Here is a 13,748-nt window from a genome sequence, read left to right as displayed (position 1 = left end):
TGGCGGGCGCCTCACCATGAATGTTTGATATCTCGCCGCGGAAACGAGTCCTCATCCTGAGGAGCCCGCCTCGATCGGGCGTCTCGAAGGATGCGCCGCAACGAAACCAGCCGCCGATGCTTCACGCTGCCGTGCTGCGCGGGCTCTCCGCGGTTTCCTTCTTGTCCGGTTCCTTGTCGCGCGACAGCCAGGCCGGAAAGCGAAGCAGGCGTTCGTTGGGGTCTTTCGGCAGCTCGATGGGCGGCGCTTCAACGGCCGAACTCGGCAAGTCCAGCGCTGCCTGTCCGGATCGCACCGCATCCGCACGCTGATCCAGTTCGCGCAAGAGCGGATCGAGCACGCTGTCGATCTCGGTCGCCACCGACACGAGGAAACTATTGAGCTCGCGCGCCTCGGGCACGACGGCCGCAGCCTGCTCGATCGCGCTGGAGAGACCGTCGACGACGGGCGCAAACGCGCCGGCGGCCTGCTTGACTCGCGTCTTGATCAATTCGATCTCGCTCAGGACGCGCTCACGCTCCCGCCTTTTCTTCTCTTCCGAAAGGCGGGCTTCGATTTCGGCGATCTGGGCCGTCAGGGTCGTGGCTTCGGATGCGAGCGCATCGCGTCGTCCGCGCGCGCGATCGAGATCGCGGCTGAGATTGTCCACTAAGTCGTCCTTTCCGAACATGGCTTTGCTCCGTAGGACAGGCGCTTTGCCCTGTAGGACGGCCCTGGCGCGAACCGCCAGCCTCGCCACCGACCGGATGGCCGGATCGGCCGAAACAGGCATCAACCTCGGTCGCGTCACATGGGCCGACATGGTGATCCCCCCATCGTCAACATTAGGCAACCGCATGGTTAACAAGGGGTTAATATCAACAGATGAGGGGCAATGGGGCCGTCCGTGTCCCCTACCCCCGAAAATCAATGCTCCGCAGCACGATCCCCGGCGGAGTGCCTTCGAACTCCGTCGCCTGGTACTTCCGTCCCGCGCAGGCTTCGATGCGCTCGCGCAGGCGGGTGAACTGGGCTTCGCGCTCATTGGGGCGGGCGCGCGGGCCGCGCTCGAGATCGTCCATGGCGGAGGTCGAGATCGCGCAGGCGAATTCCTTCGCGCCGTCCTGCATCGAGAACTGGACGATGCCGCGGTCCTGGTCGTGGCCGATGAAACGGCCGCTGGTGAGCGTCATGGGGTTACTCCTGTACTGCGCGCGTCCCGGCCTGGTGCGCCATTGCGCACGGGGGGCCGGGACCTGTGACCCGGTCGGCTTGATTCAAGCACGCCGTGGCACGAGCATCTGCAACAACTCAATTCCGTGGCTATGGGTCCTGGATCTGCGCTTCGCTTGTCCGGGACGACACCCGTGGGGCGGCCGCCTTCAGCCGTCGCCGTTGAGCCTTGCGAAATCGTCGAACAGGGCGGCCACCAGCGCGCGGTGGCGGGTGTCCTCGGCGGGCAGGCCGGCGGCATAGAGGTTGAGCAGATAGCGGGCCTTCACCGCGGCTTCCGGCCACGACATCGCCGGCACCGTCAGCATGCGGCTTTCGAGATCGGCCTCGCGCTCGCGCAGCTCGCGGACATTGTTCTCGACCTCGGACAGCGCGCGGCGCAGATCGGTGGCCTTTTGCGCAGCCATGCCGCGATGCTTGTCGAGCTCGACCGGAACATCAGTCATGGGCGGTCGCATCGATGCGTTGAGCGTCCGCGAGGTCGACCGAGCCGATCGCATGCACTTCCGTGGTGCCGCCGCGCGCGCCCTCGGTGGGCACCGTGATCATGGTGGCGACGCGGCGCCAGGCGGCGAACGACAGGCCCTCGATCATCTCCTCGTCGGTGACGACCTCGTAGCGGCCCGCCGGCAGTTCGCGCGCAATGCCGCGGATGTGAAACGGATGCTTGAACGTCACGAATTCGTGCCGCGAGCGGATGGTCATGCGCGCCTGCCTTTCAAAAAGAGGGGCCCCACCGGACGCTGGCGAGCGCGAGCATGCGCGCGTTGCGCGGCAATAGCCAGCGTTATTGTCGGCGGCGCGCGCGGCGTTTTAGCCCTCGCTATCGGCGCGGTGCAGGCGTAGAGTCATCGCATCACCGCACATCTCGCAACGGCTTCGACCGGTGACTGAGGGTCACGTGCGCTCCCGCCGCAAGTTCGAGCAGGAGCAAGCATGTCGCAGTTTCGCCTTTCCGAATGGATCGTGCCGCCGGTGGTGGTTCCGCTGTTCCTTCTGCTGCTGGTGTGCGCGGCGGCCATCTTCAATGGCTAGGGCCATTCGCGTGCCCTATCTCGTCAGCGCCACCACGAATATGGCTGCGCCAATCTCGGCCGCGGCAGCGCCAGCCTTGCGCTGCGGCTGGCGCGAAAATTTCTGCGCGACGGCGCCATCGACGTGAGGGTCTGCACGCCGCGCGGACGCGTGCTGCAATCGGACGAACTGGACGAACTCGCACCCCCAGATAAATCTCAGAAGGAGACCGACATGGCCAAGGGACAGCAACGCGGCAATCGCGAGACCAAGAAGCCGAAGAAGGACAAGGCCAAGGTGATCGCGGCAGCGCCGAGCCGCAAGGATGTGGCCTGGCAGCCGGATTTCGGACCGGGGAAGAAGAAGTAGGCTTCCTTCGCCCGCCCCGCCTGCGGGACGAGGGAGCGTAGCGCCGTCGCGGCTGAGTTCGCCGGCTCCTCGCCGTCGCGCTTTTTTGCTATACTCGTCCCGGTAGCATTACCGGGAGGGGATGACCCGTGGAGCACGACCGCACGACCGCGCCGAAGAACCTCGTCATCTGCTGTGACGGCACCGGCAACGAGATCTCGGAGAACATCTCCAACGTCCTGAAGCTCTATCGCTGCCTGCGCAAGACCGACAGGACGCAGCCGCGGCAGATGGTGTTTTACGATCCGGGCGTCGGCACGGTGACGGAGCCGACGACGTGGCACCGCTTGAAAGCCAATATCAACCTGGTGCTGGGGCTCGCCACCGGCTACGGGCTCGACGACAACGTGCTGTCGGCCTATTGCTTCCTGGTCGAGCATTACGCGCCGGGCGACCGCATCTACCTGTTCGGCTTTTCGCGCGGGGCCTACACGGTTCGCGTGCTGGCGGGGTTGATCCACAAGGTCGGGCTGATCAGGCCGGAGCAGGCGAACCTCGCAGGCTCGGGCCTCGTCGCCTACAAGCAATATTCCGGCACCGGGCGTGGCAACGACGTCGAGGATCTCTCGGACGTCGCCTTCGACGACCAGGGGCCGCTGCCGAAGGACGAGTTTGATCTCGCCGCCCAGTTCGCGCGCATCACCTCGACGCGCTGGCCGACCATCCACTTCATCGGCGTGTGGGACACCGTGGCGAGCGTGATCGTGCCGCGCGCCGACCGGCTGTTCTGGCCGAGCCTGGAGGAGCTCGCCTTCACGTTGCGCAACCCCAGCGTCAAGATCTTCCGGCAGGCGATCGCGATCGACGAGCGGCGCTGCATGTTCCGCCTCAAGAAGTACTGGGAGCCGCAGGAGTTCTGGAGCAACCGGTATGTCCCCGACGAGAAGAAGGTGCCGCAGGACATTCTGCAGGTGTGGTTCGCCGGCGTGCACAGTGACGTCGGCGGCGGCTATCCGGAGGCGCAAAGCGGGGACTCGAAATATCCGCTGATCTGGATGATCGCGGAGGCGGAGAAGGCGGGGCTGAACTTCAACCCCGCGACCATCAAGCAGCTCGCCTGGGGCATCCAGCGCAAGAACTCACCGTTTCAATACGTCGAGCCGGCCTACACTGGGAAGACGGGCGTGCTGCACGATTCGATGACGCCGGGCTGGCGGGTTCTGGAATATCTGCCGAAGAGCGCGAAGTACCGGGAGTGGCCGGAGCGGAAAGTGTTTCCCGGCTTCTACATCCCCGATTGCGAGCCGCGCCCCATCCCCGAAGGCGCGCATGTGCATGAGAGCGTGTTGAAGCGGATGGCCGTGGAGCCGGACTATCGGCCGGTGAATTTGCCGAAGGAGTACGTGACGGTGCCGATGCCGGTGGGGCCGCAGCATGCGGAGATGGAGACGGCGGAGATGTGAGGAGGGCGGCGCTCTCATTAACGGGTGTGGAGGCAGGTGCGCCAACATCACCGCTGTCGTCCCCGCGAAAGCAGGGACCCATAACCACAGGAAGTGGTTTGGCGAAGACTCGTTGTTCGGGACTGCTTTCGGGCGCAACCGAGACATCACGCGGTATGGGTCCCTGCTTTCGCAGGGACGACGACGGAGTTTGAGGCGGCCCCACCCCGCTACCGCCGCTTTCTTCCTTCGCCGCTACTTTTCATTAAAATTCTCCCGCCCGCCTTAGCCGGATCGCATCAACTCATCCGCATCATCCTGCACAGGATCCGCCGCTAGACCTGCGGAATTGGAGGAGAGTGCCAATGTATCCGCGTAAATATGCCCGCGTGAAGCCTGCCGGGCTGGTGTCGCGCCAGGCCAAGATCATCACCGACCCGCGCGCGCCTGTGATCAACTGCACGCTGATCGACTATTCGCCCGGCGGGGCCTGCGTCGATCTCGGCGGCCAGGTGAACATCCCCGACAGATTCGAGTTGCTGCACGTCAACACCAAGAAGCGCTGCCGCATCGCCTGGAAGCGCGGCACGCGGGTGGGCGTGGTGTTCTGAGGGACATCTTGCTTGCCCTCCCCTTGCGGGGGAGGGTCAAGAGGAAGCTACTTCCGCATCCTCGCTTTCGCGCCGCCGACGATCTGCATGGCGACGCCGGCGATCCAGCCGAGCAGAGCGAGCCAGGTCCAGGCCATGTGCGGGTCGAGACGGAGCACGATGACGGCGACGGAGGCGAGCGCGGTGAGCGTGGCGCAGAGCGTCCCGGCCGCGCTGAGGAATTCGGCGGCGTCGATCGCGCTATGCGCCTCGTCGAACGGCAATTGCGGCGTGTCGATGCCGAGATAGAAGCCGACGAAGCCCAGCAGCATCATCACCATCAGAAACCCCTGCGTGGTGAGCGCTGATATCGCCGATCCCACATAGGCGCCGACGAACAGCCCGCACGCCGCGCCGGCCATCGCAAGCCCCACGCGCTCGAACACATGGGCGGTTTGGCGAACACGAAAACGCATGGCGGGCCTCCGCGAGGAGTGGGGTCGCGCAAGGTTAGGCCAGTTTTGCGGGGGGTGGAAGCTGGGGAGATTTACGGAGGGGGAGGGGTGGGCGAAAGCGCCGCGCGACATTCTCCGCTGTCGTCCCTGCGCACGCAGGGACCCATACCGCGTGATCTATCTATAAGACGGCGGTGCTTGTACCCCGGGAGGACTCTTCCACAACCAGTCTTCGCCAAACTGCTTCCTGGGGTTATGGGTCCCTGCGTTCGCACTAGGGCATGCACATATCTGGTGCGGCGGATTGACTCGGGTTCGCCCTGGGGGTTCCAGAATCGGAGATCTATGTGATTCCTATTGCGGCACTCCATGGTTTGGACGGGGGTGCTGCGATGTTGTCACGGATTGACTGGACGCTGGGCCGGTTCGGGGATCGTCGTCTCGATAAAGGGGGGCGGCGCTCGCTGAACGCATGGTTGCGGGCAAAACTGTCTGCCTTCGGCAGCTCTCCAGGGGGAACCGCGCGCTGGAAGTGCGGTTCAACCGCTTTCTTGGCCATGACAAGGTGACGGTGGATCGGATCATCGAAAGCTGGAGCAATAGCACGGGCCCTGCCGTGGAAGGCCGCCACGTGCTGGCCATCCAGGACACCAGCGAGATCCACTTCAACACCACGCCGCAACGCCGGCGCGGGCTCGGAGAAATCGGCAAAGGCAATAACCACGGCGTGCTGCTGCACCCGCTGCTGGCTGTGGACGCCGACGACGGCAGCTGTCTTGGGCTTTTGAGCGGGCAGATATGGACGCGCGCAGGTCGCCGCACGACCTCGCATGATGATCGGGAATTATCGGACAAGGAATCGCAACGCTGGATATCGACTGCCGTGGCGGCAAGGCCGCTGCTCACCAAGGCCGCGGCGGTGACGGTGCTGGGTGACCGCGAGAGCGATATTTTTGCCCTTTATGCCAGCTCGGCCAAGCAACATTTCCACGTCATCGCGCGCAGCATGCATGATCGCAAGCTTGCCGACCGCAGCAGCCTGTATGAGGCCAGCGATGCCATGGCCGCGGTGGACCAGCGTATGATCCAACTGCCTGCGCGCGCCGCGCGGCCGGCTCGCCTGGCCCACCTCGAACTTCGCTTTGGCGCAATCGAGCTCGCCCGCCCGCAGAATAAGTTCTTGCACCATCTGCCGAAAAGCTTGCCGCTGGCGGTGGTCGATGTGCGCGAGATTAACGCCGAAACCGGCATAGAGCCGCTGCACTGGCGGCTTCTCACCTCTCACGAGGTCACCAGCATCGAGGACGCCTGGCGCATCGTCCAATGGTACAAGCAGCGCTGGATCATCGAGCAGTTCTTCCGCATCCTGAAGACACAAGGCCTCAAGCTCGAAGACAGTCAGATCGGATCCGCCGATCGGCTTCTCAAGCTGGTTGCGATCGCCGCCAAGGCGGCCGTCATCACCATCCAGCTTCTGCAGGCCCGCAATGGTGGTCGCCAGCCCATTCTCGCGGCCTTCGACAACGGCCAAATTGGCGCGCTCACAGCCCTCAACCGGCAACTCGAAGCCGCGAGCAAGCGACTAAAGAACCCACATCCGCCCGATAGTCTCGCTTGGGCCGCCTGGATCATCGGCCGTCTCGGCGGGTGGGATGGCTACCCATCGTCCAAGCCGCCGGGCCCGATCACCTTCAAAAACGGCCTCGAATACTTCAACGCCGTCGCAGCAGGATGGAGCCTCAGAGATATGTGCATGCCCTAGTGCATGCGCAGGGACGACAGCAGAGTTTGTGGTGCGGATATCGCGCCACACGTGCAGCACGCACACGCGGCCCCTACCTCGCCCCGAACGTGGTCTTGCCGAACAGCGCCTTCTGCGTCGAGGGCTGCGAGCGCCAGTATTGCGGCGGGGCTTCGACCTCGCCGCCGACATCGGCTGCGGCGTGCCAGGCCCAGCGCGGGTCGTAGAGCATGCCGCGGGCGAGCGCGACCATGTCGGCCTTGCCGGATGCGACGATCTCTTCGGCCTGCCTGCCGTCGGTGATCAGGCCGACGGCGATCGTCGGCAATCCGGTCTCGCGCTTGATCGCCTCCGCAAACTGCACCTGATAGCCGGGGCCGAGCGGGATCTTCTGCAGCGGCGAGACGCCGCCGGAGGAGGCATCGATCCAGTCGACGCCGCGCGCCTTCAGCGCGTTGGCGAACTCGATCGTCTGCGCCAGATCCCAGCCGCCCTCGACCCAGTCGGTCGACGACACCCGCATGCCGACCGGCTTGTCGTGCGGGAAGACGGCGCGCACCGCATCAAAGATCTCGAGCGGAAAGCGCATGCGGTTCTGCAAAGACCCGCCATATTCGTCGGTGCGCCTGTTGGAGATCGGCGACAGGAACTGATGCAAGAGATAGCCGTGCGCGCCGTGCAGCTCGATGGCGTCGATGCCGATGCGCTCGGCGCGGCGAGCTGCATCGACGAAGGCCTCGCGGATGCGCTTGAGGCCCGCTGCGTCCAGCGCGAGCGGCGCGGCTTCGCCTTCCTTGTGCGGCAGCGCCGATGGCGCCACCGTCTGCCAGCCGCCCTGCTCCACCGGGATCAGCTGGCCGCCGTCCCAGGGCCGCGCGCTCGACGCTTTCCGGCCCGCATGGGCGAGCTGCATCGCGATCGCGGTGGAGGAATGCTTGCGCACCGAGGTCAGCACCTGCTTCAGCGCGGCCTCGGCGGCATCGCTGTAGAGCCCGAGGCAGCCCGGCGTGATGCGGCCGATCGCCTCGACATGGGTCGCCTCGATGCAGAACATCGCCGCGCCCGACAGGCTGAGATTGTTGATGTGGGTGAAGTGCCAATCATTGGCAACGCCGTCGTCGGCCGAATATTGGCACATCGGCGACACCACGATGCGGTTCTTCAACGTCAGGCCGCGCAGCTTGATCGGGGAAAACAGGACGCTCATGCGGGGGAGTTCCGGGGGATGAGAGGGGCAGTGGAAAGAGTGTAGTATGCGGACAGACGATTGCTAGGCGCGCTGGGGAATGGCGGCTCGCCTCGGCGTGCATTCCCGCAATGTGGTCGCGAGATGACGCGGCAAATTCCCCTGTCATCCCGGACAAGCGTCAGCGCAGATCCGGGATCCATAGCCACAGGACAAAGTCGTCGAGCGAACTGCCACTCCGGGTCATCGTCAAATCACGCCCTGTGGGTATGGGTCCCGGGCTCGCGACTTCGTCGCGCCCCGGGACGACAGCAGTGGCCTACTCCGCCAGCGTGAATTGCAGCAGCAAGGTCCGCTGCAGCATCGAGAAATTGTCGTCGGAGATCAGCGTCAGCACGGTCTCGCCGTCGGCCGTGACGTGGGCGTCGATGCCTTCCATGTTGTCGACCTCGTGGCCGAGATCGGCGGCGAACAGCGCGGGGCCGTCGACCAGCGCGCCAGGGGCGATCGACTTCAGCGGGATCGAGCGGATGCGGATGTTGACGCCGGTGAACCAGGAGAATTTGCGCTCGAGGATCAGAAGCTCGCCGGAGGGCAGCAGCACGGCGTCGCTGATGTCGTATTTTTCGGTGCGGCGCACGCTGAACTGGCCGGGCGAGGGACCGCCGATCAGGAAGGCTGTGAGGTTGCCGTCGGCATCCAGCCCGCGCTCGGAGAAGGCGATCAGAGTGCCCGCCAGCGGCATGTTCTGGTCTTTGCCCTTGTCCTTTTCTTTGGGCACGACGACCAGCGCCTCCAGCCCCTTGTTGGAGGGCAGCTTGCGGATCCCCGCCGGCACCGGCACCACCTCGCCGCGCGCGCGCGTGCCGCCCTTGGAGAAATCGTAGCGCAGGATCTGGTTGACGCGCTCAAGCCCGACATAGACGAAATTGCCGTCGCGCGCGATCGATTCCGAATCCCACCACAGGCGCTTTTCCGTGATCGGCCGCCCCTCGGCGCCGAGCAGCGGCGCGGCCTCGACGTCGTCGAGCCCGGTCATCTTGCCATTGGCGTAGCGGATGCGACCGGTGAACCAGCCGCCCTGGTCGGAGACCGCGAGGAAGCCCTCGCCCTTGGCGTCGAGCCGGATGCCGGACAATCCGCCAAAGCCGCGATAGCGCGAGGTCAGCACCAGGCCGCTGCGATAGTCCAGCGAGCCGAAGCGCGTGCGCGTGCGGTCGCGCGGCTCGAAATCGGGAATGGCGCGCGCGTTGACCTCGACGCTGACAGGCTCGACGACGGCGTTCTCGACCTGAAGCGCGCGCGGCGGCGGCTCGGCCGCGGCTTGCGCCAGCGCGAAGCGAGAGACTGCGAGTGTGGAAAATCCCGCCGCTGCAAAGCCGATAAAGCTGCGGCGGGATCGATGCGTGCTCACGAATGCAATTTGCGTCGCGGGCGACCGGCCGGCTGGGTGGGTGCGGTGTTGGTCTCGCTGAAGAGTTCAGCGAGCTTCTCGGTGATGGCGCCGCCGAGCTCCTCGGCATCCACGATCGTCACGGCGCGGCGATAATAGCGCGTCACGTCGTGGCCGATGCCGATCGCGATCAGCTCGACCGGCGAGCGGGTCTCGATCTCCTCGATGATGTGGCGCAGATGCCGCTCGAGATAATTGCCGGGATTGACCGACAGCGTGGAATCGTCGACCGGCGCACCGTCCGAGATCATCATCAGGATCTTGCGCTGCTCGGGCCGGCCCAGGAGGCGCTTATGCGCCCAGTCCAGCGCCTCGCCGTCGATGTTCTCCTTGAGGAGACCCTCGCGCATCATCAGGCCGAGATTTTTTCGCGCACGACGCCACGGAGCATCCGCCGACTTGTAGATGATGTGGCGGAGATCGTTGAGGCGGCCGGGATTGGCCGGCTTGCCGGCGGCAAGCCACGCTTCGCGGGACTGGCCACCTTTCCAGGCGCGCGTGGTAAATCCCAAAATCTCGACCTTGACGCCGCAACGCTCCAGCGTGCGCGCGAGGATGTCGGCGCAGGTCGCCGCGACCGTAATGGGCCGTCCGCGCATGGAGCCCGAATTGTCGAGCAGCAGCGTCACCACGGTGTCGCGGAACGTCGCCTCCTTCTCGTGCATGAAGGACAGCGGATGATAGGGATCGGTGACGACGCGCGACAGGCGCGCGGGGTCCAGAATGCCCTCTTCGAGATCGAACTCCCAGGCGCGGTTCTGCTGCGCCATCAGGCGGCGCTGCAGGCGGTTCGCGAGGCGGGCGACGATGCCCTGAAGATGCGCGAGCTGCTTGTCGAGATAGGCGCGCAGGCGCTCCAGCTCGTCATGGTCGCAGAGGTCTTCGGCGGCGATGATCTCGTCGAATTTCGGCGCGAAGGCGTGATATTCCGGCCCGCGCGGCTCGTTCTTGCCGTGCGAATTCGGACGCGTCGCCTCGCCCGGCGTCTCGTCGTCGCCGAGCTCGCCGTCGTCGAACGTGTCCGAGGTCGAGGCCTGCGCGCTTTCCATCGCGCTCTCGCTCATCTCTTCCGAGCTCGCCTGCGCCTGGTCGGCGCTCATCTCCTGCGCGGCGTCGGAATCGGGCGAGCCTTCGGCGCCGGACTGGTCGTTGTCGCCGTCCTGGTTCTCGTCGTTCTCGTCATTGTCTTCGCTGTCGGCGTTGCGCTCGTCGCCGATATCGAGCGCGGTCAGGAGATCGTGCACGGCGTCGCCGAACCGGGTCTGGTCCTCGACCAGGGTGTCGAGCCGGTCGAGCCGCTTGCCGATCTTGTCTTCGAGAATGGGACGCCAGAGATCGACCATCTTCTTCGCGGCCGTCGGCGGCGCCATGCCGGTCAGGCGCTCGCGCACCAGCATCGCCAGCGCGTCGGCCAGCGGCGCGTCGGCACGGTCGGTGATCTCGTCGAACTTGCCGCGGTGGAAATGGTCGTCGAGCATCGCGGTGAGGTTTTTCGCAACGCCCGCCATGCGCCGCGCGCCGATCGCCTCCACCCTCGCCTGCTCCACCGCCTCGAACACGCCGCGCGCCTGCGGATTGCCGGGCATCAGCTTGCGATGCAGTTTGGCATCGTGACAGGCGATCTTGAGCGCGATGGAATCGGCGTGACCGCGCACGATGGCGGCATCACGCTTGGTCATTTTGCGCGCGGGCTCGGGCAGCCGCGCCTTGCCGGGCGCGAGGCCCGGCCGCTCGGCCGCGAAACTGACGTCCAGCTCCGGCGTCTTGGCGATCGCCTTGAGGCAGGAGGCCACCGAGCGCTTGAACGGCTCGGTCGGCGCTTCCTTGGTGCTGCGGAATTTGGAGTTGGAGGTGGTCATCTGACCCTATCTGTCGTCCCGGCGAACGCCGGGACCCATAACCACCGGCCGCTCTCGTGTCAGGAAACTATCAGCGTCGTTTCAATCGAAACATCACGCGGTATGGGTCCCGGCGTTCGCCGGGACGACACACCGTGAGAGATCAGCTCAGCGCCACATTCACCGCCGATTCCGGCAGCTCTGCGTTGAAGCAGCGCTGGTAGAACTCGGCGACCAGGGGACGTTCGAGCTCGTCGCACTTGTTGAGGAAGGTGACGCGGAACGCGAAGCCGATATCGCCGAAGATGTCGGCGTTCTCGGCCCAGGTGATCACCGTGCGCGGGCTCATCACCGTCGACAGATCGCCATTGGCGAAAGCGTTACGGGTGAGATCGGCGAGGCGCACCATCTTGTTGACGATGTCGCGGCCTTCCTGCGTGCGATAATGCTTGGCCTTGGCCAGCACGATCTCCACTTCCTCGTCATGGCTGAGATAGTTCAGCGTGGTGACGATCGACCAGCGGTCCATCTGGCCCTGGTTGATCTGCTGGGTGCCGTGATAGAGGCCCGAGGTGTCGCCGAGGCCAACCGTATTCGCCGTGGCGAAAAGCCGGAACGCCGGATGCGGCTTGATCACCTTGTTCTGGTCGAGCAGCGTCAGGCGGCCCGAGACTTCCAGCACGCGCTGGATCACGAACATCACGTCGGGGCGGCCGGCGTCGTATTCGTCGAACACCAGCGCGACGTTGTTCTGCAGCGCCCAGGGCAAAATGCCATCGCGGAATTCGGTGACCTGCTTGCCGTCACGGACAACGATCGAGTCCTTGCCGACGAGGTCGATACGGCTGATGTGGCTGTCGAGGTTGACGCGGACGCAGGGCCAGTTCAGCCGTGCCGCGACCTGCTCGATATGGGTGGATTTGCCGGTGCCGTGATAGCCGGTCACCATCACGCGGCGGTTGCGGGCGAAGCCGGCGAGAATGGCGAGCGTGGTGGCGCGGTCGAAGCGATAGTCGGAATCGACTTCGGGCACGTGAGGATCGACTTCGGAATAGGCAGGGACTTCGAGATCGCTGTCGATCCCGAACACCTGCCGCACCGACACCTTCATGTCGGGCAGACCGGAAACTTCCTCAACTTTGGACAGGGCGGCGGTCGTCATCAATCCTCCGAGGTCCCGGGCGGTCCCGAAACCGGTTATTTGCACGTTGGCTGCGGCTGGGTGCTGAAAATCAACCTATCAGAGACCAGTGGCCGGCAGAAGCCCGTGCCACAATCAAAGTTCCATTGTCTTTTCATTTAGATAGGCAAGGAACGCAGTTTTTGGAGGGCTGCCTTGCGAATCACGCTCGAATTTCGCGCCGGGGCGGGCGGTCCTGTCGACGCGAATGGCACTTTCGCCGCACGCCCTTACTTATGTAGGGTCGAACGGCCGTCATTCCGGGGCGCGCACAGCGCGAACCCGGAATCTCGAGATTCCGGGTTCGATGCTTCGCATCGCCCCGGAATGACAGCGCCCTGGAGACGACGTGACATCCTTCCTCGATCCCCTCATCTCGTTCGTCTCGGCCCATCCGTGGCTGGCCTATCTGACCCTGTTCCTGGCCGCCCTGCTCGAAGCGGTCCCGGTGGTGGGGTCGGTGATCCCCGGCTCGACCATCATTCTGGCGCTGAGCGCCCTGGTTCCTGGCGGTGAGCTGAAACTGCAATGGGTGCTGCTCGCGGCGGCGGTCGGCGCCGTGCTCGGTGACGGCTCGGCCTACTGGATCGGGCACCGGCAGCAGCGCGAGATCCTCAACACCTGGCCGCTGACCAATTATCCCCGCGTGGTCGCCGAGAGCGAAAGCTTCTTCCACCGCTTCGGCACCTGGGCCGTGTTCTTCGCCCGTTTCGTGCCGCCGATCCGGGCCTTCGTGCCGGTCACGGCGGGCGCGCTGGGCATGGCGCCGGCAAAATTCTACGCGGTGAACATCCCGGCGATCCTGGTCTGGGCCCCCGCGCACGTGCTGCCGGGCGTGCTGGCGGTGTCGGCCCTGCACGAATATGCCGGGCTGCATCACCACGGGCATGTCGGCAAGCACATCTGGATGCTGACCGTGGTGGCGGTGGCGATCGTGGGCGGTCTTGGCGTGTGGGTCTATCGGAGGCGGAACGGCGGCGGTGTCGTGGAAGCGAAGCCGCGGGTGTAGGAAGTCGCCACACCAAAAGTGTCGTCCCTGCGCACGCAGGGACCCATACCGCGTGATCTATCTATAAGACGGCGGTGCTTGTACCCCGGGAGGACTCTTCCACAACCAGTCTTCGCCAAACTGCTTCCTGGGGTTATGGGTCCCTGCGTTCGCACTAGGGCATGCACATATCTGGTGCGGCGGATTGACTCGGGTTCGCCCTGGGGGTTCCAGAATCGGAGATCTATGTGATTCCTATTGCGGCACTCCATGGTTTGGACGGGGGTGCTGCGATGTTGTC

14 protein-coding genes are annotated in these 13,748 nt (G+C 65.0%); 5 read left to right on the top strand and 9 right to left on the bottom strand.

Going from position 1 to position 13,748, the window contains the following annotated elements:
- Positions 1–121 precede the first annotated feature (121 nt).
- From CIT37_RS03815 to CIT37_RS03800, 4 genes are all read right to left on the bottom strand, one after another.
- The gene (locus tag CIT37_RS03815) at positions 122–670 is read right to left on the bottom strand and encodes a hypothetical protein (RefSeq protein WP_244611364.1); all 549 of its coding nucleotides are present in this window, start codon (positions 668–670) and stop codon (positions 122–124) included.
- 223 nt (positions 671–893) lie between these two features.
- A complete protein-coding gene (locus CIT37_RS03810; RefSeq protein ID WP_028141851.1) occupies positions 894–1,172 on the bottom strand; it encodes a DUF1488 family protein in 279 nt (92 codons plus the stop codon).
- A gap of 189 nt (positions 1,173–1,361) precedes the next feature.
- Positions 1,362–1,658, bottom strand: coding sequence for a hypothetical protein (locus tag CIT37_RS03805; RefSeq protein WP_038951164.1), 297 nt, complete (start codon positions 1,656–1,658; stop codon positions 1,362–1,364).
- Positions 1,651–1,917 (bottom strand): hypothetical protein, encoded by a 267-nt coding sequence (locus tag CIT37_RS03800; protein WP_038973646.1) that lies wholly within the window; start codon positions 1,915–1,917, stop codon positions 1,651–1,653. The genes CIT37_RS03805 and CIT37_RS03800 overlap by 8 nt, the downstream gene beginning before the upstream one ends.
- Before the next feature lie 543 nt (positions 1,918–2,460).
- Between CIT37_RS03800 and CIT37_RS03795 the strand changes: the two genes are divergently transcribed.
- The 3 genes from CIT37_RS03795 (at position 2,461) to CIT37_RS03785 (ending at position 4,627) form a co-directional block, all read left to right on the top strand.
- On the top strand, positions 2,461–2,595 hold the full coding sequence (locus tag CIT37_RS03795; protein WP_275937776.1) for a hypothetical protein: 135 nt from the start codon (positions 2,461–2,463) through the stop codon (positions 2,593–2,595).
- Between the two features lie 128 nt (positions 2,596–2,723).
- Entirely contained in the window at positions 2,724–4,037 is a 1,314-nt protein-coding gene (locus CIT37_RS03790; RefSeq protein ID WP_095424753.1) for a T6SS phospholipase effector Tle1-like catalytic domain-containing protein, read from the top strand.
- 344 nt (positions 4,038–4,381) lie between these two features.
- Positions 4,382–4,627, top strand: coding sequence for a PilZ domain-containing protein (locus CIT37_RS03785; RefSeq protein WP_026201681.1), 246 nt, complete (start codon positions 4,382–4,384; stop codon positions 4,625–4,627).
- Between the two features lie 47 nt (positions 4,628–4,674).
- Here the strand turns inward: CIT37_RS03785 and CIT37_RS03780 are convergent, their stop codons facing one another.
- On the bottom strand, positions 4,675–5,082 hold the full coding sequence (locus tag CIT37_RS03780) for a hypothetical protein (RefSeq protein ID WP_028141855.1): 408 nt from the start codon (positions 5,080–5,082) through the stop codon (positions 4,675–4,677).
- Between the two features lie 451 nt (positions 5,083–5,533).
- Between CIT37_RS03780 and CIT37_RS03775 the strand changes: the two genes are divergently transcribed.
- Positions 5,534–6,823 (top strand): IS4 family transposase, encoded by a 1,290-nt coding sequence (locus CIT37_RS03775; RefSeq protein ID WP_038951373.1) that lies wholly within the window; start codon positions 5,534–5,536, stop codon positions 6,821–6,823.
- 73 nt (positions 6,824–6,896) lie between these two features.
- On the opposite strand, the gene CIT37_RS03770 is transcribed toward CIT37_RS03775, so the two are convergent.
- The 4 genes from CIT37_RS03770 to cobS all read right to left on the bottom strand — a co-directional run bounded on the left by CIT37_RS03770 (position 6,897) and on the right by cobS (position 12,441).
- Positions 6,897–8,009 (bottom strand): NADH:flavin oxidoreductase/NADH oxidase, encoded by a 1,113-nt coding sequence (locus CIT37_RS03770; RefSeq protein WP_095424762.1) that lies wholly within the window; start codon positions 8,007–8,009, stop codon positions 6,897–6,899.
- Between the two features lie 298 nt (positions 8,010–8,307).
- The gene (locus CIT37_RS03765) at positions 8,308–9,402 is read right to left on the bottom strand and encodes an esterase-like activity of phytase family protein (RefSeq protein WP_095424761.1); all 1,095 of its coding nucleotides are present in this window, start codon (positions 9,400–9,402) and stop codon (positions 8,308–8,310) included.
- Positions 9,399–11,300 (bottom strand): cobaltochelatase subunit CobT, encoded by a 1,902-nt coding sequence (cobT, locus tag CIT37_RS03760; protein WP_028141858.1) that lies wholly within the window; start codon positions 11,298–11,300, stop codon positions 9,399–9,401. The genes CIT37_RS03765 and cobT overlap by 4 nt, the downstream gene beginning before the upstream one ends.
- Before the next feature lie 142 nt (positions 11,301–11,442).
- Positions 11,443–12,441 carry a cobaltochelatase subunit CobS gene (cobS, locus tag CIT37_RS03755; protein ID WP_028141859.1) on the bottom strand — a complete coding sequence of 333 codons (999 nt, stop codon included), beginning with the start codon at positions 12,439–12,441 and terminating at the stop codon, positions 11,443–11,445.
- A 367-nt stretch (positions 12,442–12,808) separates the two neighbouring features.
- On the opposite strand from cobS, the gene CIT37_RS03750 reads away from it, so the two are divergent.
- Positions 12,809–13,468, top strand: a complete 660-nt coding sequence (locus CIT37_RS03750; protein ID WP_095424760.1) for a DedA family protein — start codon at positions 12,809–12,811, stop codon at positions 13,466–13,468.
- Positions 13,469–13,748: the final 280 nt, after the last annotated feature.

The sequence above is a fragment of the Bradyrhizobium ottawaense genome (assembly GCF_002278135.3).
Taxonomy (GTDB): domain Bacteria; phylum Pseudomonadota; class Alphaproteobacteria; order Rhizobiales; family Xanthobacteraceae; genus Bradyrhizobium; species Bradyrhizobium ottawaense.
Note: the sequence above shows the minus strand (reverse complement) of the source record. Positions and strands in the feature narration are given on the sequence as shown.

Excerpts from the sequence above, each read along its gene's own strand:
- CIT37_RS03815 (WP_244611364.1), bottom strand. The coding sequence starts at position 670 with ATGTTCGGAAAGGACGACTTAGTGGACAATCTCAGCCGCGATCTCGAT.
- CIT37_RS03810 (WP_028141851.1), bottom strand. The coding sequence starts at position 1,172 with ATGACGCTCACCAGCGGCCGTTTCATCGGCCACGACCAGGACCGCGGC.
- CIT37_RS03805 (WP_038951164.1), bottom strand. The coding sequence starts at position 1,658 with ATGACTGATGTTCCGGTCGAGCTCGACAAGCATCGCGGCATGGCTGCG.
- CIT37_RS03800 (WP_038973646.1), bottom strand. The coding sequence starts at position 1,917 with ATGACCATCCGCTCGCGGCACGAATTCGTGACGTTCAAGCATCCGTTT.
- CIT37_RS03795 (WP_275937776.1), top strand. The coding sequence starts at position 2,461 with ATGGCCAAGGGACAGCAACGCGGCAATCGCGAGACCAAGAAGCCGAAG.
- CIT37_RS03785 (WP_026201681.1), top strand. The coding sequence starts at position 4,382 with ATGTATCCGCGTAAATATGCCCGCGTGAAGCCTGCCGGGCTGGTGTCG.
- CIT37_RS03780 (WP_028141855.1), bottom strand. The coding sequence starts at position 5,082 with ATGCGTTTTCGTGTTCGCCAAACCGCCCATGTGTTCGAGCGCGTGGGG.
- CIT37_RS03775 (WP_038951373.1), top strand. The coding sequence starts at position 5,534 with ATGGTTGCGGGCAAAACTGTCTGCCTTCGGCAGCTCTCCAGGGGGAAC.
- CIT37_RS03770 (WP_095424762.1), bottom strand. The coding sequence starts at position 8,009 with ATGAGCGTCCTGTTTTCCCCGATCAAGCTGCGCGGCCTGACGTTGAAG.
- cobT (WP_028141858.1), bottom strand. The coding sequence starts at position 11,300 with ATGACCACCTCCAACTCCAAATTCCGCAGCACCAAGGAAGCGCCGACC.
- cobS (WP_028141859.1), bottom strand. The coding sequence starts at position 12,441 with ATGACGACCGCCGCCCTGTCCAAAGTTGAGGAAGTTTCCGGTCTGCCC.